This is a genomic window from Olleya sp. UBA1516, assembly GCF_002323495.1.
Taxonomy (GTDB): domain Bacteria; phylum Bacteroidota; class Bacteroidia; order Flavobacteriales; family Flavobacteriaceae; genus Olleya.
Map to the genome: position 1 here is coordinate 161,042 of NZ_DCQO01000017.1, position 19,638 is coordinate 180,679.

The 19,638-nt window shown below is 32.3% G+C and carries 20 protein-coding genes; 18 read left to right on the plus strand and 2 right to left on the minus strand.

The features are described from left to right. Positions 1–7: 7 nt before the first annotated feature. The 18 genes from accB to B2989_RS11145 all read left to right on the plus strand — a co-directional run bounded on the left by accB (position 8) and on the right by B2989_RS11145 (position 16,422). The gene (gene accB / locus B2989_RS11060; protein WP_145005204.1) at positions 8–487 is read left to right on the plus strand and encodes an acetyl-CoA carboxylase biotin carboxyl carrier protein; all 480 of its coding nucleotides are present in this window, start codon (positions 8–10) and stop codon (positions 485–487) included. A gap of 85 nt (positions 488–572) precedes the next feature. Next, positions 573–1,925 carry an acetyl-CoA carboxylase biotin carboxylase subunit gene (gene accC, locus B2989_RS11065; protein ID WP_145005207.1) on the plus strand — a complete coding sequence of 451 codons (1,353 nt, stop codon included), beginning with the start codon at positions 573–575 and terminating at the stop codon, positions 1,923–1,925. A gap of 87 nt (positions 1,926–2,012) precedes the next feature. Beyond that, the gene (locus tag B2989_RS11070) at positions 2,013–2,690 is read left to right on the plus strand and encodes a hypothetical protein (RefSeq protein ID WP_292948338.1); all 678 of its coding nucleotides are present in this window, start codon (positions 2,013–2,015) and stop codon (positions 2,688–2,690) included. Positions 2,691–2,712: 22 nt separating this feature from the next. Then, entirely contained in the window at positions 2,713–4,602 is a 1,890-nt protein-coding gene (locus tag B2989_RS11075; protein WP_292948340.1) for a hypothetical protein, read from the plus strand. Positions 4,603–4,608: 6 nt separating this feature from the next. Next, positions 4,609–5,967: a hypothetical protein gene (locus tag B2989_RS11080; RefSeq protein WP_292948342.1), complete on the plus strand. Its 1,359-nt coding sequence runs from the start codon at positions 4,609–4,611 to the stop codon at positions 5,965–5,967. Positions 5,968–5,989: 22 nt separating this feature from the next. Continuing rightward, positions 5,990–7,102, plus strand: coding sequence for an NAD(P)/FAD-dependent oxidoreductase (locus tag B2989_RS11085; protein ID WP_292948344.1), 1,113 nt, complete (start codon positions 5,990–5,992; stop codon positions 7,100–7,102). Between the two features lies 1 nt (position 7,103). Next, entirely contained in the window at positions 7,104–7,790 is a 687-nt protein-coding gene (gene mtgA / locus B2989_RS11090; protein WP_292948346.1) for a monofunctional biosynthetic peptidoglycan transglycosylase, read from the plus strand. After that, positions 7,783–8,244 (plus strand): 3-oxoacyl-ACP synthase, encoded by a 462-nt coding sequence (locus B2989_RS11095; protein ID WP_292948348.1) that lies wholly within the window; start codon positions 7,783–7,785, stop codon positions 8,242–8,244. Before mtgA ends, B2989_RS11095 begins: the two co-directional genes overlap by 8 nt. A gap of 63 nt (positions 8,245–8,307) precedes the next feature. Continuing rightward, positions 8,308–9,435, plus strand: a complete 1,128-nt coding sequence (locus B2989_RS11100) for an NAD(P)/FAD-dependent oxidoreductase (protein WP_292948468.1) — start codon at positions 8,308–8,310, stop codon at positions 9,433–9,435. Beyond that, on the plus strand, positions 9,432–10,145 hold the full coding sequence (locus tag B2989_RS11105) for a methyltransferase domain-containing protein (protein WP_292948349.1): 714 nt from the start codon (positions 9,432–9,434) through the stop codon (positions 10,143–10,145). Before B2989_RS11100 ends, B2989_RS11105 begins: the two co-directional genes overlap by 4 nt. A gap of 1 nt (position 10,146) precedes the next feature. After that, positions 10,147–11,199: a type III polyketide synthase gene (locus B2989_RS11110; protein ID WP_292948351.1), complete on the plus strand. Its 1,053-nt coding sequence runs from the start codon at positions 10,147–10,149 to the stop codon at positions 11,197–11,199. Positions 11,200–11,329: 130 nt separating this feature from the next. Then, entirely contained in the window at positions 11,330–12,127 is a 798-nt protein-coding gene (locus tag B2989_RS11115; protein WP_292948353.1) for an SDR family oxidoreductase, read from the plus strand. 39 nt (positions 12,128–12,166) lie between these two features. After that, positions 12,167–12,727, plus strand: a complete 561-nt coding sequence (locus B2989_RS11120; RefSeq protein WP_292948355.1) for a transposase — start codon at positions 12,167–12,169, stop codon at positions 12,725–12,727. Between the two features lie 67 nt (positions 12,728–12,794). Next, complete coding sequence (locus B2989_RS11125) at positions 12,795–13,235, plus strand: 3-hydroxyacyl-ACP dehydratase FabZ family protein (RefSeq protein ID WP_292948357.1); 441 nt, start codon at positions 12,795–12,797, stop codon at positions 13,233–13,235. 60 nt (positions 13,236–13,295) lie between these two features. Continuing rightward, positions 13,296–14,567, plus strand: coding sequence for a beta-ketoacyl-[acyl-carrier-protein] synthase family protein (locus B2989_RS11130; protein ID WP_292948359.1), 1,272 nt, complete (start codon positions 13,296–13,298; stop codon positions 14,565–14,567). A 142-nt stretch (positions 14,568–14,709) separates the two neighbouring features. Further along, on the plus strand, positions 14,710–15,015 hold the full coding sequence (locus B2989_RS11135; RefSeq protein WP_292948361.1) for a GIY-YIG nuclease family protein: 306 nt from the start codon (positions 14,710–14,712) through the stop codon (positions 15,013–15,015). A 598-nt stretch (positions 15,016–15,613) separates the two neighbouring features. Next, positions 15,614–15,868 (plus strand): acyl carrier protein, encoded by a 255-nt coding sequence (locus tag B2989_RS11140; protein WP_292948363.1) that lies wholly within the window; start codon positions 15,614–15,616, stop codon positions 15,866–15,868. After that, positions 15,865–16,422 carry a 4'-phosphopantetheinyl transferase family protein gene (locus B2989_RS11145; RefSeq protein ID WP_292948365.1) on the plus strand — a complete coding sequence of 186 codons (558 nt, stop codon included), beginning with the start codon at positions 15,865–15,867 and terminating at the stop codon, positions 16,420–16,422. Before B2989_RS11140 ends, B2989_RS11145 begins: the two co-directional genes overlap by 4 nt. Here the strand turns inward: B2989_RS11145 and B2989_RS11150 are convergent. Next, positions 16,412–17,323, minus strand: a complete 912-nt coding sequence (locus tag B2989_RS11150) for an ABC transporter ATP-binding protein (RefSeq protein ID WP_292948367.1) — start codon at positions 17,321–17,323, stop codon at positions 16,412–16,414. The two genes, B2989_RS11145 and B2989_RS11150, sit on opposite strands and share 11 nt — an antisense overlap. A gap of 74 nt (positions 17,324–17,397) precedes the next feature. Then, positions 17,398–19,563, minus strand: a complete 2,166-nt coding sequence (locus B2989_RS11155; protein WP_292948368.1) for a prolyl oligopeptidase family serine peptidase — start codon at positions 19,561–19,563, stop codon at positions 17,398–17,400. Between the last annotated feature and the right edge of the window lie 75 nt (positions 19,564–19,638).

Below are 19,638 nucleotides of genomic sequence, written 5' to 3' on the forward strand. Positions count from 1 at the left end.
TATAATTATGGATTTAAAAGACATTCAAAACTTAATTAAATTTGTTGCTAAATCAGGAGCAAGTGAAGTTAAATTAGAAACTGACGATGTAAAAATCACGATAAAAACGGGATCAGAAACAGAGACAACTTACGTTCAACAAATTCCTATGCAGGCTCAAATGCCAATGCAACAAGCAATGCAACAAGCTCCAGCAGCACCAGCCTCTACAGAGGCAGCAGCACCTGCAGCTGATGAAAATTCAAAATATATCACTGTTAAATCTCCTATTATTGGGACTTTTTACAGAAAACCATCTCCTGACAAACCATTATTTGTAGAGGTAGGACAAACAATTGCAGAAGGTGATGTACTTTGTATTATTGAAGCAATGAAATTATTTAACGAAATAGAATCTGAAGTATCAGGTAAAATCGTTAAAATATTAGTGGACGATTCTTCTCCTGTAGAGTTTGATCAACCATTATTTTTAGTAGACCCATCTTAATTTTAGATTATTAGTATTTTTTAGCTACTTATAAAGTAGTATAAAATCGAATAATCAAATCGTCTAATTATCTAATTTATACAAGATGTTTAAAAAAGTATTAATTGCCAATAGAGGAGAGATAGCATTACGTGTTATCAGAACCTGTAAAGAAATGGGCATAAAGACCGTTGCAGTATACTCTACTGCAGATGCTGAGAGTTTACACGTCAAATTTGCTGATGAAGCAGTTTGTATTGGACCTCCATCAAGTAGTGAGTCTTATTTAAAAATGTCAAATATTATTGCTGCAGCAGAAATTACAAATGCAGATGCCATCCATCCTGGTTATGGATTTTTATCTGAAAATGCTAAGTTTTCTAAAATCTGTGAAGAACACCAAATTAAATTTATTGGTGCATCTGAAGAGATGATTAACAGAATGGGAGACAAAGCAAACGCTAAAGCAACTATGATTGCTGCAGGTGTACCTGTAGTACCAGGAAGCGAAGGTGTAATAGCAGACTTTAAAGACTGCCTAAAAGTAGCTAAAGAAACAGGATATCCTGTAATGCTTAAAGCTTCTGCAGGTGGTGGTGGTAAAGGTATGCGTGCTGTTTGGAAAGAAGAAGATTTGCAAAACGCTTGGGAGTCTGCTCGTGCAGAATCTAAAGCAGCTTTTGGAAATGATGATATGTACATGGAAAAACTTATTGAAGAGCCACGTCACATCGAAATCCAAATTGTAGGAGATAGCACAGGAAAAGCATGTCACTTATCAGAAAGAGATTGCTCTATCCAACGTCGTCACCAAAAGTTAACAGAAGAAGTACCTTCTCCTTTTATGACAACAGCTTTACGTAAAAAAATGGGTGAAGCAGCTGTAAAAGCAGCAGAATATATTAAATACGAAGGTGCAGGAACAGTAGAGTTTTTAGTAGATAAGCATAGAAATTTCTACTTCATGGAAATGAATACGCGTATCCAAGTAGAGCATCCAATTACAGAGCAAGTTATTGATTTTGACTTAATCCGTGAGCAAATTTTAGTTGCAGCAGGTGTGCCAATTTCTGGAAAAAACTATACTCCAAATTTACATTCTATTGAGTGTCGTATTAATGCGGAAGACCCTTTTAATGACTTCCGTCCGTCACCAGGAAAAATTACAACATTACATGCTCCAGGTGGTCATGGTGTTAGACTAGACACGCATGTATATGCAGGTTATAGCATTCCGCCAAATTATGACTCAATGATTGCTAAGTTAATTACAACAGCTCAAACTAGAGAAGAAGCTATCAATAAAATGAAGCGTGCTTTAGACGAGTTTGTTATAGAAGGAATTAAAACAACCATTCCTTTTCATAGACAATTAATGGATCATCCAGATTATTTAGCTGGTAATTATACCACTAAATTTATGGAAGATTTTGTTATAGAAAAGCAAATAGAAGAATAAAACTAAGGCTCCGAAATTAATTTCGGAGTTTTTTTTTGATGCATATAACAAATAGCTTCAGTATATTTGAATACTAAAGCAATTTACATGAAAAGTCCTAGTTACCTAAAATACAGTCTTTTGTTATTGGTGTTTTTTTCAATAACATCTTGTTTTGAAATTATTGAAGAGATTGATCTAAATAGTGATGGTACAGGTACAATGACCTTTACATTAAACATGAGTAAAAGCAAATCAAAATTAGCTTCAATCATGTTGTTAGACTCTGTTAATGGTTATAAAGTGCCTTCAAAAGCAGATATACAAAAAGGATTAAACGATATGGTTTCGGAGCTTAAAAAAGCAGAAGGCATTACTAATATTGTTAAAACAGCAGATTACGAAAATTTTGTGTTTTCAGTAAAATGTGATTTCAATAAAATCGATAATATCAATAAGATTACTAACAAAATAACTAGTCAGCAAAAAAGTAACGCAGGATCCACTTCTTATCTTTTTGATGATAAAAATGGTGTTTTTAAAAGAAGATACACTTACTCTTCAGAAGTAAAAAAACAGTATAATAAATTAAAAACCGAGAATAAAAAGGTGTTTAATGATGCCTCTTATACAGTGATTTATAGATTTGATAACGAGGTAATCAGTCAAAATAATAAACAAGCTAAAGTTTCTAATTCCAAAAAAGCAGTTATGCAACGCGTAAGTGCAATGGATGTGATTAATGGTACTGGAGATTTTACCACTCATATCCAATTAAAAAAATAATCCTTAAACTAACACCCAACCAATGAAAAAATTATCATGTATAATCATGCTATGTGTATCTGTATTTTCTTTTGCACAAAATTCAACATCAAAAATCCCAAGTGATGCAGCTGTTGTTGCCACAATAAAAGGAAATAATTTGTTACAATTAATGTCAATAGATGAGTTAAATAACTCGTTTATGGGAACTGAGATTTTAAAAGAATTATCCAGAAAACAGACTAAATACAACTCGTTGGAAGATTTTGGTTTTGACTTAAATGGCTCTGCTCATTATTTTTTCCAAGCTAATGATAGTATTAATTACAATGCATTTATCGTTCCTTTAAAAAATGTAACTGCTTTTGAAAGTTTTTTAACAACTCAAAGCAAAAAAGAAATTGCAAACGTTAACGGAATAAGATCGTTTAAAGATCATAATCAAGGCGGTATTGTTTGGGATAGCTCAACATTAATTATGGTTGTAGGAAGCACTAACGAGGCGTATTTTCAAAACCCAGAAGTCATGGAGCGTTACGGACTAACAGAAGATGATTACTATGGATACGCAATAGATGATGCTGTTGTTGAAAGTGCAGAGGATTACGATGATGAAGTTATTGAGGCTGAAGAAGCATATGAGGAAGAAATAGAAGAAACGGTTATCGAGTCTACAGAAAGTGAAGAGGTTTATGAGGACGAGTATATTGAAGAGGAAGCTACTGAGGTTGTAGAGTATGATTACAATAATGATACATCTAACTACCAAATTAAAAATGCCATAAATAAAAATTGGGCTTTATTAAAGGCAGAGCAGCTTTTAAAGCAACAACCAAATCGTTCTATCTTAAAAAACAAATCATATTTAAGTAGCCTAGATAGTAAAGCAGAAGCTACATTATGGGTCAATGACTTTGGTCAACTATATTCTAATATGTTAGGGTCTATGTACTACAATCAATTAGTTGGTTTTGATTTATCAAGCATGTATGCTAATAATGGTTTAACAGCTAAATTGTTTTTAGAAAACGACAAAATGGTACTAAATACAAAGTATACTATGTCTGATCAAATGGCAGATAGTTATAAAAAAATGACCTCTAGAAAACTTAATAAAAAGTTTTTAGACTATGTAAATGAAGACAGAATGATTGGTTTTATGAGTTACTCTATAGACACAGAAGCCATGTTAGAAGAGTATCCTAAATTAATGAAGTCTATGTATAGCAACATGCCATACTACGGAGAAGAAGCTAGTTTGGGTATAGATTTATTTTCTTTATTATTAGATGAGGAAGCTGTTGGAGAAGTAATTAATGGAGATTTACTATTTTTATTATCAGGTATCTCTCAGCAAGAAGTTACCTATACTACATACCAATATAATGACGATTATGAGTATGTTGAAGTTGAAAAAACAAAAACAGAAACAGTTCCAGATTTTTTATTAATGGCATCTACGGATGAGCCTAGTATGCTTAATAAATTAATACAATATACTGTAAATAAAGAAATGGCAACTTTTGATAATGGTTATTACACATTTGAAGTCCCAAGAAGCCCACTGGCTATTCACTTTGTAATTAAAGACGGAATTGCTTTTTTAGGTACATCTCAAGTAGAAATGAATAAAATCGTCTCAGGTACATTTGATGCTAAAGTAACATCTAAAACTAAAAAAATGATGTTAGACAATTCTTATTCTGTATTTGTTAGCGCTAAACAATTAGCACAACAACTACCAATAGAAGAGATGGGAATTGACAGAAGTGGTAAGCTAGAATGGTTTTTGAATACTACAGAGGATGCTTATATCACTGCATCAAAAATTAAAGGAAATGCAGTTAAAAGCGAAATGGTTGTTGGTGTGCCTCCAACCGAAGAAAATGCTTTAAAATACATCTTTAATATCATCGAAAAATTTGCAAAATAATTATTAATGAAAATTAAGAAAATATTAAAAAAAGCAGCCATTAGTATTAGTGTGCTGCTTTTGGCTTTTAAAGGCTTTTTAATGTACCGTAATTACACGTCTTACCAAGATGTGATTCATTATAAGGCCAATCAAATAGTTAAGGTGAATATAGATGGTATCGCTCAATCACTAGTGTTAAATGCAATAGCAAATCCTTCATTTTATTTAAAATCAAAAAGAGAGAAAGACACTATTATTGATGAGGATGACAAACAAAAAAAAGGATTCAATATTCCAGCAAACATCTTTTTATACACTATTAAAGGACAACCTATAACCACATTATTTACATCCTTTAAAATTTCAGAACAAAACACCTTTAAGGACTACCTTAAAGCTAATTATAAAGCGGAAGATTTTAAAGACAGCCAAGACTATACTGTTGCAAGATTATTTAATAATAGTGTGATTATAGCATTTAACAAAACACAAGCAGTTATAGCTTACAATCCAAGTAAGGACGATGTAAATCAAGTGTTTGAAGATATATTGGTAGACCATAAAACATTAGAAAAGTCAGATGTAAAATGGAAGAAATTACAGGATGCAGATGGACATTTTAACTACCTCACAAAAACAGATCATTTGACTATTAATTTCCAATCTGGAAAAGCCATAATACAAGGTAATTTTGTGTTGCCTGTATTTTTGGATACACCAAAAATTTATAAAAGCACAAATTTTTCTAAAGATGCTAGTGTAACATTTAATCTTAATCTACTTTCAACATTAAAGTATGTCAGCTTTAAACACAAAAATCAAGCTATAGATACAGACAGTTTAGATACATATTATAAAGGTCATATGGCTCTAGAAATTGGTAAATCGACAACACAATTAGATTCAGTAATAACTTATGAGTATAATGACGATTTTGAAAAAGTAGAAACCTTAACAACGGTAACAAAACAAGTACCAGAAATTAATTTGCAATTAACATCTGACGCTTCAAAACTTTATAAATATTTAGAAAAAATAGCGATAGTAAAAGATGGTAAATTAAGTAAAGATATATTTCCTTTGTATCAAGTTAAAATAGATTCTTCTAACGCTAAAAGTTTGCAAGCAAGTACTAATTTATCCAATAAAGTAAAATCTAAATTAAACGAAACTTCGGAAGTTTTTGCTTTAAAAGTTAATTTTGAAAGGCTGCAAAAGCAGAATCATTTTCCGCTACTGAATAGTTATTTAGAAAAACTGACAACCTTAAAAATTGTTGGAAATAATTCTAAAAACGAAACGATAGCTATTGATGGTCAATTCAATTTAAAAAACGAAGACATAAATGCGCTCGTACAATTATTTATTAATCAAAAAGAATAAACAAATTTAGTATCTTATTAAAATGACATTAAGTTATTGGGAAATAAAATCATGGCTAACCAACGTAGATTACACTATTGTTGGTAGCGGAATTGTGGGTTTAAATTGCGCTTTACAATTAAGAAAAAGATTTCCAAAAGCTAACATTTTAATTTTAGAAAAAGGCACTTTACCTCAAGGAGCAAGTACTAAAAATGCAGGTTTTGCCTGTTTTGGTAGCTTGTCAGAAATTGTAGATGACCTTAAAACACATAGTGAACAAGAGGTTTTAGACTTGGTTAAAAAACGTGTCAAAGGATTACAAAAATTAAGAGAAAACCTAAGAGACAAAACAATCGATTATCAACAATTAGGAGGTTATGAGTTGTTTAATACTAACAGTAATTTATTTGAAATCTGTCTAGAACAAAAAACGTTGGTCAATAATTTATTGAAACCTGTTTTTGGTGACGACGTTTTTAGTTTAAAGGCAAACTCCTTTGGCTTTAATAATATTAAGAGTCAGTACTGTTTTAATCAATATGAAGGACAAATAGACACAGGTCGCATGATGGAAGGGTTGTTGCAAAAAGCGCTCTTAAAAGGCATTAAAATACTTAATAATGTTTCGGTGTCTAGTTTTTCAGAAGATGCCAATGCTGTTAAAGTTGAGACCAATCAATTTAGTTTTTCGACATCAAAATTATTAATAGCAACAAATGGCTTCGCTTCGGTGTTAAACATTCCTGAAGTTAAACCAGCAAGAGCACAGGTGTTAATTACAAAACCAATAAAAAACCTTCATATAAAAGGCACGTTTCATTTGGATGAAGGGTATTATTATTTCCGAAACATCGATAACAGAATACTATTTGGAGGTGGTCGTAATCTAGATTTTAAAGCAGAAGAAACTACGGATTTGGCACAAACGGACTTAATTCAAAATAAATTAGAATCACTTTTAAACACTACAATTTTACCAAACATACCATTTGAAGTAGAACACCGCTGGAGCGGAATTATGGGTGTAGGAGCTCAAAAAAAACCAATTGTAAAACAGCTTAGTAATAATGTGTTTTGTGGTGTGCGATTAGGCGGAATGGGAGTTGCAATTGGAAGTTTAATAGGAGAAGAATTAGCAAACTTAATAGAGTAATATGTTTAAAAAAATATTTAAATTTTTAGCTAAATGTTTACTTTGGTTTATTATTTCAACCGTTGGTGTGGTCATTTTATACAAGTGGATGCCTGTACCAATAACACCATTAATGGTCATTAGATATTTTGAAAAAGACAGTCCAAAACTTTTAAAACACGATTGGGAGCCAATAGAAAATATCTCTAAAAATTTACAGTTGGCAGTTATTTGTAGCGAAGATCAAAGCTTTTTAAAACATAACGGATTTGATTTGGATGCAATTGAAAAAGCTTACCAAAACAATAAAAAAGGAAAACGTATTAAAGGTGGAAGTACCATTAGCCAACAAACAGCAAAAAATGTGTTTTTGTGGCCAAGACGTAGTTGGTTACGTAAGGGGCTGGAAGCTTATTTTACATTTTTAATCGAGCTAACTTGGTCTAAGGAGCGGATCATGGAAGTTTATTTAAACAGTATAGAAATGGGTAATGGTGTTTATGGTGCAGAAGCAGCAGCACAATATTGGTTTAAAAAACCAGCGTTTAAATTATCAAAATTAGAAGCCTCTGCAATAGCAGCAATATTACCAAACCCTAGAAAATATAAAGCAAATCCGGTGACTAATTATATAGCCTCTAGAAAAAGTTGGATAATAAAACAGATGAATTTTTATGGTACTCTAAATTATAAAACGGAGGATGAATAGTACAGAAAAAATTAAACAAGCATTACATGATGGTTGCGCTTTGTTTACGCAAAATAGACTGGATACCATAAATAAAACTATTTCAGAATTGCAAGAATCCTTAACCTCAGAGACTAAAAGTAGCGCTGGAGATAAGCACGAAACTGGACGAGCTATGGTGCAGTTAGAGCGCGAAAAAGCAGGTCACCAATTGGCGCAAATCCAAAAAGTAAACCAATTATTAGCAAAAATTAGCACAGAAAAAACCTCTGAAATTATTGGCTTAGGTAGTGTGGTTTATACAACAAAAGCTAATTATTACATTGCTATTAGTGCAGGAGAGTTAGAGGTTGATGCTCAAAAATTTTATGCAATTGCGGCTAATACACCTATTGCACAATTACTTTTAGGTAAAACCATTGGAGATGACATTGTGTTTAGAGCGCAAAATTTTTCAATAACAAATGTTAACTAAAGTCTAAGTCAACAATTTTCGAGGTATCTTTAGTAAAATTGAATTAGAAAAAAGTTGAATATAATTCCCTCAAATTTTGATGTTATTATTATTGGTGGTGGTTTAGCCGGTTTAAGTAGCGCAATCCATTTGTCAAAAGATAAATTGAGCGTTTTGGTTATCGAAAAAAACGAGTACCCAAAACATAAGGTTTGTGGCGAGTATATTTCAAACGAAGTTTTGCCTTATTTGACTTTTTTAGGAATAGATGTCTTTAAACTAGGCGCAAAAAGGATTGATAAATTTGAATTGTCTACTCCTAAAAACAAGCTTGTAAAAGCCAATTTGCCACTTGGTGGATTTGGTATTAGTCGGTATTGTTTAGATAACAAATTATCAAAAGTTGCATTGACAAATCAAGCTGCAATTACTCAAGATACAGTAGAAAATGTAACGTTTGCAAATGATATGTTTTCGGTTGAAACTAAATCAAATAAGTATACTTCAAAAATAGTGATTGGTGCTTATGGCAAACGTGCTAATTTGGATGTTAAACTCAATCGTACATTCATTAAAAACAAGTCCCCTTTTTTAGCAATAAAAACACATTTAAAAGGCGATTTTCCTGAAAACTTAGTGGCGCTTCATAATTTTGAAGGTGGTTACTGTGGGATCTCAAAAGTAGAAGACGATAGTATAAATGTATGCTACATAACCAATTTTGAGGCTTTTAAAAAGTATAAAAATATTGATGACTTTCAGAAGAAAGTGCTTTATAAAAATACCGCTTTAAAATCAGTATTTGAAAGCACAACTTCAGTTTTTGAAAATCCGTTAACTATTAGTCAAATTTCTTTCGAAACTAAAAGCCCAATAGAAAATCATATGTTAATGTGTGGTGACACTGCAGGAATGATTCATCCTTTATGTGGCAACGGAATGAGTATGGCAATTCGGAGCGCACAAATGGCGTCACTATTAATTATTCAATTTTTTAATGGCACAATACAGGACAGAAAAGCATTAGAAAAACAGTATCTTAGAGAATGGAATACCGAGTTTAAATCGCGATTAACAACAGGTCATATTGTAGCAAAGCTTTTTAGCTACAACAAACTAGCAGAGGTTTTAATACGTGTTGTAAAATGGGCACCAAGTATTTTGCCTCTAATTATTAAGCGCACACACGGTAAAGCAATGACAATTAAATGAGTCTATTAGTCAATACAAAATATAGAAGTGAAGCAGAAGAAATCATGGACGACTTGGATTATAATGGTCCAATACTTCATGATGCATTAGATAAATTGGCAAAAATTAATCAATGGTTAGGCGGAAATATTGTAACTATTAATGGTTTAAAAAAAGCACTTAAAAACCATAATAAATCAGAAGCTATAACAATCATTGATTTGGGTTGTGGAGGAGGAGATATATTAAGAGAAATATCAGTTTTTGGAAAGATAAACAACTATAATTTTAAACTAATAGGGATTGATGCAAACCCACATACGGTTAACTATGCTAATTCTTTATCGTATAAATACGATAACGTAAGTTTTGAAGCAATAGATATATTTTCAGATCAGTTTGATAAATTAGAATATGATTTAGTTTTGACCACGTTATTCTTGCATCATTTTAAAGAAGATCAGTTAATTTCGTTTTTAAAACCAGTGTTACAAAAAGCAAAACTAGGTATTGTGGTTAATGATTTACACAGACATAAATTAGCTTATTATCTGTTTAAACTTTTATGTACAACGATCAAGAATAAAACCATAGTGGAAGATGGACTAACTTCTGTTTTAAGAGGGTTTAGAAGAGAGGAGTTAAAAACTATATCCAAGCAAATAAATGCAAATTATCAAATCCAATGGAAGTGGGCGTTTCGTTTTCAATGGATTTTGAAGCAAAAATAATATGAGCGTAAAAATAACAGCAGTAGCCAAACAATTGCCAAAATATACCAGAGAAACTAAGGATATTATTCCTTTTTTAAAACTTTGGATGACTGGTCAAGACGACCGTTTTCAGCGTAAAGTAATTAAACTTTTTGAAGGCGCAGGCGTTGATAAACGCTACTCAATAATGGATGCAGAAGAAGTTTTTACAAATACCTCTTTTCAAGAAAAAAATGATATTTACGCTCGTGAAGTCGTCAAGTTAGCAGAGCAATCTTTGATAAAGGCATTAGATAAAGCTGCGCTAAAACCAACTGATATTGATTATATTATTACAGTAAGTTGCACTGGAATTATGATTCCCTCAGTCGATGCTTACCTAATAAATAATCTAAAAATGAAACAGGATATTGTAAGATTACCTGTGACAGAAATGGGTTGTGCAGCAGGTGTTTCTGGTATTATTTATGCCAAAAACTTCTTGAAAGCAAATCCTAATAAACGAGCTGCAGTAATTGCGGTGGAGTCGCCAACTGCAACGTTTCAGTTGGATGATTTTTCAATGGTTAATATAGTCAGTGCTGCCATTTTTGGCGATGGTGCTGCAAGTGTTATTTTATCGTCTTATGAAGATGAAATCGGGCCAAAAATAGTAGACGAAGCTATGTATCATTTTTATGATGCTACAACCATGATGGGTTTTAAATTGGTAAATACAGGGTTACAAATGATTTTGGATAAGGCTGTTCCCGAAACCATTTCAGAACACTTTCCTAAGATTGTTCATCCATTTTTAGAACGAAACAACATTTCAATTGAAGCTATAGATCATCTTATTTTTCATCCAGGAGGAAAAAAAATAGTACAAACCGTTGAGGATTTATTTGGATCTTTAGGTAAGAATATAGATGACACAAAAGAAGTATTAAGACTTTACGGAAACATGAGTAGTGCTACTGTTTTATATGTTTTAGAACGTTTTATGGACAAACAATTACCAAAAGGTGACAAAGGATTAATGTTAAGTTTTGGACCTGGTTTTTCCGCACAACGTATATTATTAGAATGGTAATTATAAAGAAAAATGGTAGTTGCTATGTCATGCTGAGCTTGTCGAAGCTTCTTTATGCTATCAACGTAATTTAAAATATAACGTCACACTGAGCGCAGTCGAAGTGTCTTCTAAAAAAGATTTATTAGTTATGACAAAAGATTTTCAACATAAAAACTATTGGGCACTCATTTTAGGAGGTTCTAGCGGACTGGGATTAGCTACAGCAAAAAAGTTAGCTAAGCATGGCATGAATATTTGTATTATTCACAGAAATTCAAGAACTCAAGAATCTGAAATTAATACCGAATTTGATGTAATTAAAGCTGAAGGTGTTCAGTTTAAATCCTTTAATATTGATGCTTTTAAAGCAGAAAAAAGGACTCAAATTATTTCTGAATTAAAAGGAATTTTAGGCTCGGAAGGAAAAATAAGAACATTGGTACATAGCGTTGCTAAAGGGAATTTAAAACCAATGTTGGATGATGAAAAACCAACACTTAAAACTGACGATTTCAATTTAACAATAAACGCTATGGCTATTAGTTTGTTTGATTGGACAAGTGCCCTTTTTGATTCAGAACTATTTGCTTCGGACACCAGAATTATAAGTTTTACAAGTGAAGGTAATACAAAAGCATGGAAAAATTACGCAGCAGTTTCTGCAGCAAAAGTAACACTGGAAGCCATTACTAGAAATATTGCTTTAGAGTTTGCGCCTTTTGGGGTCAGAGCTAATTGTATCCAAGCAGGAGTAACAGATACAGCGTCTTTACGTATGATTCCTGGAAGTGATAAAATTAAAGAACACAGTTTACTTCGTAATCCATTTAACAGACTAACATTACCGGAAGATGTTGCAAATGCAGTATATTTATTAAGTAAGGATGAAGCTAGTTGGATTAATGGAACAATTATAAAAGTAGATGGAGGAGAAAGTTTGAGTTAGAGCAAAAGTGCTTACTATTTTTAGGAAGAAAATTATAATATGAAATACGAACCGCTTGTAGAAGATACGTATTACCACATTTATAACCGTGGTAATAATAAAGAAGACCTTTTTATTGAAGAGAGAAATTATAACTATTTTCTTCAATTAATGAAAAAACATATTACTTCCGTCTGTAGCGTACTATCTTATTGCTTATTGAAAAACCATTTTCACTTTGTTGTAAAAACAAAAGAAAATATTAAATCAAAAGAAATTTCACAAGCTTTTTCAAATTTGTTTAATGCATATTCTAAGAGTATAAATAAAAAGTACAATAGAACAGGAAGTCTATTTCAAGATCGATTTTCTAGGAAAAAAATTGAAGGCGAGACGTATTTAAAAAACTTAATTTTGTACGTGCATTTAAACCCTGTTCATCACGGATTTATAGCAGATTTTAGTCAGTATAAGTATTCATCCTATCAAGTAGTTCTTTCTAATAGTCCAACAAAATTGAATAGAACTTATGTCTTAAGTTTATTTGAAGACAGATTAAATTTTATTAAAACACATAGTTGTCATAAAATAAATAATTTAGAAGAGTATTACTTGGAGTAACAATATAGAGCGTAAATACCTCACAGGTTTTTAAAACCTGTGAGGTCTAATAAAACCTAATTAGCAATTGAATAATAACGATATTATTAAATTATTACCCTATCAGCACCCTTTTCTGTTTGTTGATATTTTAACTACGATTTCAAATAAAGGAATAACAGGAAGTTATACTTTTAAAAAAGACGAATATTTTTACAAAGGACATTTTAAAGACAATCCAATTACGCCAGGCGTTATCTTAACAGAGTGTATGGCACAAATTGGTCTAGTATGTTTGGGTATTTATATGTTGAAAGATGAAATTTTAGAAGACAATAAACCACAAATTGCCTTAACATCAAGTCAGGTAGATTTCTTTTTACCTGTTTTTCCAGGCGAAACAGTGACTGTAGTTTCCGAAAAAGAAGTCTTTAGATTCAATAAATTGAAATGTAAAGTAAAAATGTTTAATCAGAAAAATGAATTGGTTTGTAGAGGACAAATTTCAGGAATGCTAAAAGTGGAATAATGCCAATTGTAAATGATAGGTCACACTGAGTTTGTCGAAGTGTATTTTAATTAATAAAGGATGAAAAACAGAGTCGTAATAACAGGTTTAGGAGTCGTTGCACCAAATGGAGTGGGAGTCGATGCGTTTACTAAAGCCATAAAAAATGGCGTATCCGGAATTACGTTTCATCAGCAATTAGCAGACTTAAATTTTTCGTGTTGTATTGGTGGAATTCCTAATATTTCCGAAGAAAAAAAGCTAGAATACTTAACGCCTTTACAATTAAGAGGCTTTAATAGTTCGGGTATTTTATATGGCTGTGTTGCCGGAATGGATGCTTGGAAAGATGCAGGATTTGAAGTTGATTCTAATAGTGATTTAGACTTTGATTCGGGTACTGTTTTTGGAACAGGTACTTCTGGAGTAGAGAAATTTAGAGAGGCCATTTATAAGTTAGATGATAAACAGGTAAAACGATTAGGAAGTACCGTTGTGGTGCAGACTATGGCTAGCGGAATTAGTGCTTTTTTAGGCGGAATTTTAGGCTTAGGAAATCAAGTAACAACAAACTCCTCAGCATGCACCACAGGTACAGAAGCCATTTTAATGGGGTTTGAACGTATTAAAAACGGTCAAGCAAAACGTATGTTGGTTGGTAGTTGTAGTGACGACGGACCTTATATTTGGGGAGGATTTGATGCTATGCGAGTGATGACATATAAGCATAATGAAACTCCAAAAAAAGGCTCTAGACCAATGAGTGAAACTGCAACGGGTTTTGTGCCAGGTGCAGGTGCTGGTGCTTTAGTTTTAGAATCTTTAGATAGTGCATTAGAAAGAAACGCAACTATTTATGCAGAGGTTTTAGGTGGGAATATAAACTCTGGAGGGCAACGTGATGGCGGAACAATGACAGCTCCAAATGCCAAAGCTGTGCAACGTTGCATCCAAGATGCAATTAAAAATTCAGGAATTTTAGCTGAAGAAATTGACACTATAAATGGGCATTTAACTGCGACTTCAAAAGACAGTTTAGAAATAGAAAATTGGACAAAAGCTTTGGGTAGAAACGGAACGGATTTTCCGTGTATAAACTCGTTGAAAGGGATGGTTGGACATTGTTTGGCAGCTTCGGGTAGTATAGAAAGTGTTGCTACTGTATTGCAGTTAAAACATCAATTTGTGTTTCCTAATATTAATTGCGAGGACGTTCATCCAGAAATATCGGCATTAATTTCCGAAGAAAAGATTGTAAAACAAGCTATAAATATCAAGCTTAATATTGCTGCAAAAGCCAGTTTTGGTTTTGGCGATGTTAATGGGTGTGTTATTTTTAAGAAGTATAATTAGCAATCTTCGACAAGCTCAGACTGACATTAGTTTTTCATGTTTGTGATTGCAATAAACATTGTAGCTTTAATATTGTCAATTGTGATTATAAATGTCACACTGAGCTTGTCGAAGTGCAATCATTAATAAAAGAACCATAAATATGAAATTCTATTTTGTTTATATTTTATTATGTATTGATAATTCGTACTACACTGGTATGACTAATGACTTAGAAAGAAGAGTAGCTCAGCATAAATCTGGTCACAAAAAAGACTCGTATACTGCAACAAGGCTACCTGTTAAATTATTGTGGTATTTACAGTGTGAAAACCCTAAAGAAGCCATAACAATTGAAAAACAAATTAAAGGATGGTCTCGAAGAAAGAAAAAAGCTTTAATAGATGAAAACTGGCAAGATTTAATTGAATTCTCTAAAAATTATTCCGAGTATAATAATCGTATTTAGTCCGTGATTGGTCTTCGACAAGCTCAGCCTGACATTGGTTTTTTATGTTTGTGATTGTAATAAGTATTGTAGCTTTAATATTGCCAATTGTATTTATAAGTGTCACACTGAGCTTGTCGAAGTGCAATCGTATTTAACCCATTATTGGTCTTCGACAAGCTCAGACTGACATTGGTTTTTCATATTTGTAATTATAGTAAACATTATAACCACGGTACTGCCAATTGTGATTATAAGCGTCACTGAGGTTATCGAAGTGTAATTGTTTTTAATCCGTGATTGGTCTTCGACAAGCTCAGCCTGACATTGGTTTTTCATATTTGTAACTGTAGTAAACATTATAACCATGGTACTGCCAATGGTGATTATAAGCGTCACTGAGCTTGTCGAAGTGCAATCGTATTTAATCCGTGATTGGTCTTCCAAAAGTTCAGACTGACATTGGTTTTTCATATTAGTAATTGTAATAAACATTATAGCTTTAATATTGCCAATTGTGATTATAAATGTCTCACTGAGCTTGTCGAAGTGCTAAAAAAAAGAGATATTTAAAAATATATTTACGCTTACGCTGAAAAATAAAATAGAAAAATAGACTATGACTAAAGAAGAACTTATCGCGAAACTAAAAACCATTGTACAGCCTTATATTCAAAACGAAGATGCTTTTAATAACTTATCTGAATCGACTGATTTTATAAACGATCTTAAAATAAACTCAGCTAATTTAGTAGATGTTATTTTAGATGTAGAAGACGAATTTGATATTAGAATTGAAAATGATGACATGGAAAAAATGACATCTGTAAAGGCTGCAATGGATATTGTTAATGAGAAATTAGCAGCAAAATGATAGGCAATGATATTGTCGATTTAAAGCAAGCTGCTAAAGATAGTAATTGGAAGCGTCCACGTTTTTTAGATAAAATATATACACCAAATGAGCAGAAATTAATTTGGTCTGCTAAAAATCAAGACCAAATGGTTTGGCTACTTTGGAGTATGAAAGAAGCTGCTTATAAAGTGAATGTGCAGCAGTTTGGGAAACGCTTTTTTAATCCAAAACGGTTGGAATGTACTTTATTGTCTAATTTAAAAGGAGAGGTAATTATTGGAGACAATCGTTATATTACAGAGTCTATAATTACTGAAGCTTTTATTTATTCTATTGCGTTAATAGAGTCTGATAAAAGTTATAAAAGTGAATGGTTTTTTAATCAAAGTCAAGATTATATTACACGAAGTAAATGCCTTAAAAAACGCTTTTTAAAAACGTTGAATTTAGATGAAGTAACCATTGTAAAAAACAAGATTGGTGTCCCAAAATTACAGCATAACAGCGACATGTTAGATGTCTCTTTTTCTTTGACACATCATGGTGCTTTTAGTGGTTATGCTATGTTGTGATTTCTAAAAACTGAGTAGTGTTTTTTTCTAAGTTTATTTTACTCTCAAAAAACACAACATCATCATTTAATAAAGCTTCTATTAAGTAATAATGTCCTTTAAAATAAGAGTGTATTACTGTTGCCTTAAGCTCAGAATGGGTAACAATTTTTAATTGATGTGCGTATATTATAGTATCACCAATAATATTAAACTCGCCAAAAAAAGACGCTATTAATGGTGCTTCTGGATTTGTAAATAAATGTTCTGGACTATCATTAACAACAATTTTGTGGTCATATAAAACAATCATTCTGTCTGCAAAACCTAAAACATCTTCTCTGTCATGTGTTGCAACAATACAGGTGATATTTTTGTCTTTTAAATACCTAAATACGTTACGTCTAAGTGATTGTTTTTGGAAGTTATCAATATGACTAAAAGGCTCGTCTAATAAAATAATTTCTGGCTGTTTTGCTAACGCACGTGCTAATGCTACACGTTGTTTTTGACCACCACTTAATGTTTTCACTTTTGTTTTAGCAAGTTCAGTAAGCTCTACAACTTCTAGTAACTCTGCAGTACGTTCTTTTTTTTCTTCAGGAAAAAAGTTAGAAAGGTGTTTACCAATATTTTCTTCAACGGTTATAAAAGGCATCAAGTCAAATTCTTGACTTACGTATTTCATAAAGTCATAACCTACAACCAAATTATATTTTGGTCCCAAAATTTGTTCGTCTTTCCAAAAAATCTGACCTTGGTTTAAGTCGGATTCACCAAAAATAAGATTTAATAGTGTGCTTTTTCCTGAGCCACTTTCGCCAATAATGGCAACGTTTTCACCTTGATTAGCAGTAAAAGATAGGTCTTTTAAAACAGGTGTTTTATTATAAGAAAAGGTAAGATTTTTAACTGTCAGCATAACACAAAAATAATATAAAAAAACCGCTCGACTTTTAAGTTGAGCGGTTTTTAATAGTTTGAAATTATAAATATTTAATCTTTAAAGTCTTCGATTTCGGTTGGTAAAATTTCAAAACCCATATTGTATAATATAAATCCGTAAATGTCAGCATATTGCTCTATAGTTTTACTTACAGGTGTTCCAGCTCCATGTCCAGCATCAGTTTCTATTCTAATTAAAACTGGGTTGTTTCCGGTTTGTTTAGCTTGCAATTCTGCAGCAAATTTAAAACTGTGTGCAGGTACAACTCTATCATCATGGTCACCTGTTGTAACCATAGTAGCTGGATATTGTGTGCCTTCTTTTACATTATGTACAGGAGAGTAGCCTAATAAATAATCAAACATTTCTTTATTATTTTCTGCTGTTCCATAGTCATAAGCCCAACCTGCTCCAGCTGTAAAGGTGTGGTAACGTAACATATCTAAAACGCCTACTGCAGGTAATGCGACTTTCATTAAATCTGGACGTTGGGTCATGGTTGCTCCAACTAATAAACCACCGTTTGATCCACCTCTGATTGCTAAAAAGTCTGATGAAGTATATTTTTGGTCTATAAGGTATTCTGCAGCAGCAATAAAATCGTCAAAAACATTTTGTTTTTTTAATTGCGTTCCTGCATCATGCCATGCTTTTCCGTATTCTCCACCACCACGAAGGTTTGGCACTGCATAGATACCGCCTTGTTCCATCCAAACCGCATTAGCGATACTAAAACTAGGGGTTAAACTGACATTAAAACCACCATAACCGTAAAGGATTGTTGGGTTTTTACCATTAAGTGTTAACCCTTTTTTATGTGTAATAATCATAGGTACTTTTGTACCGTCTTTTGAGTTATAGAAGACTTGTTTGCTTTCGTAATTTTCAGGATTAAAATCAATATTTGGCTTTCGGAATAACTCTGAAGTTCCGGTTTCAATATCATATTTATAGATACTACCTGGAGTTACATAGTTTGTGAATGAATAGTATAATTCTTTTTCTTCTTTTTTAGAACCAAAACCACTAGCACTTCCAACACCAGGAAGTTTTACTTCTCTTACTAATTTACCATCGTAGTCGTACTGCATTACTTTAGATACTGCATCTACCATATACTCAGTAAAAAAGTATCCACCTGCTGTTGATGGGTTTAATACATTTTTAGTTTCTGGAATAAAATCTACCCAGTTTTCTGGTGTCGGATTTGAGGCATCAACGGTAACTATTTTTTTGTTAGGTGCATTAAGATTTGTAACCAAGAATAATTTTGAGTCTTCGTTTTCAATGACATAAGTGTCGCTATCTGTGTTGCCAATAATCTCTACTAATTTTGAGTTTGGTTGCGTTAAATCCTTAATGTATAATTTGTTTCCAGAGGTTGATACACGTGGCGATATTATTAAATATCGATCATCCTCTGTTACGCTTCCGTAGATATATCTGTGTTTTGCAGAAGCTGTTCCTCCAAAAATTAACTGATCTTCTTTTTGCGACGTCCCTAGTTTATGGTAATATACTTTGTGCTGATCTGTTTTTGCAGATAACTCGCTACCTTTTGGTTTGTCATAGCTTGAGTAATAAAAGCCTTCGTTTTTGTACCAAGACATTCCGCTAAATTTTATATCTACTAAGGTATCTTCGATAATTGTTTTAGACTGGGTATCCATTACTAAAATTTTTCGCCAATCACTTCCTCCTTCAGAAATTGCGTAGGCTAGTATCTTTCCGTTTTTAGAAAAGCTAGTACCTCCAAGCGATATAGTACCATCTTCCTTAAATGTATTTGGGTCTAAAAACACGGTTGCTGTACTTGGGTCTTCTTCGGTTTTATAACGGTAGATTACATACTGGTTTTGTAAGCCATCGTTTTTATAAAAATAGGTGTAGTCACCTTCTACAAAAGGCGCTCCAATTTTTTCATAATTCCATAACTTCTCTAAACGTTGCTTTAGTTTTTTTCTGTAAGGAATATTGTCTAAATAAGCATAAGTAGTTTTATTTTCTGCTTTTACCCATGCTTCTGTCTCTGGACTTCTGTCATCCTCTAACCATCTGTAAGGGTCTTTTACTTCGGTACCAAAATAGTTAGTTACAGTGTCAACCTTACTAGTTGTTGGGTAGTCTATTAAGATACTTTTTTCTTTTTTTGTTGCTTCTTTTTTACAAGACATAATAGTTATTACGGTTAAAATACCAATAGCTAGTTTTTTCATGTTGAAGGGATGGTTTAATTATGTGAATAAAATTAACCAAAAAAGCACATGTTAACTACTAACCTGTGCTTTTTA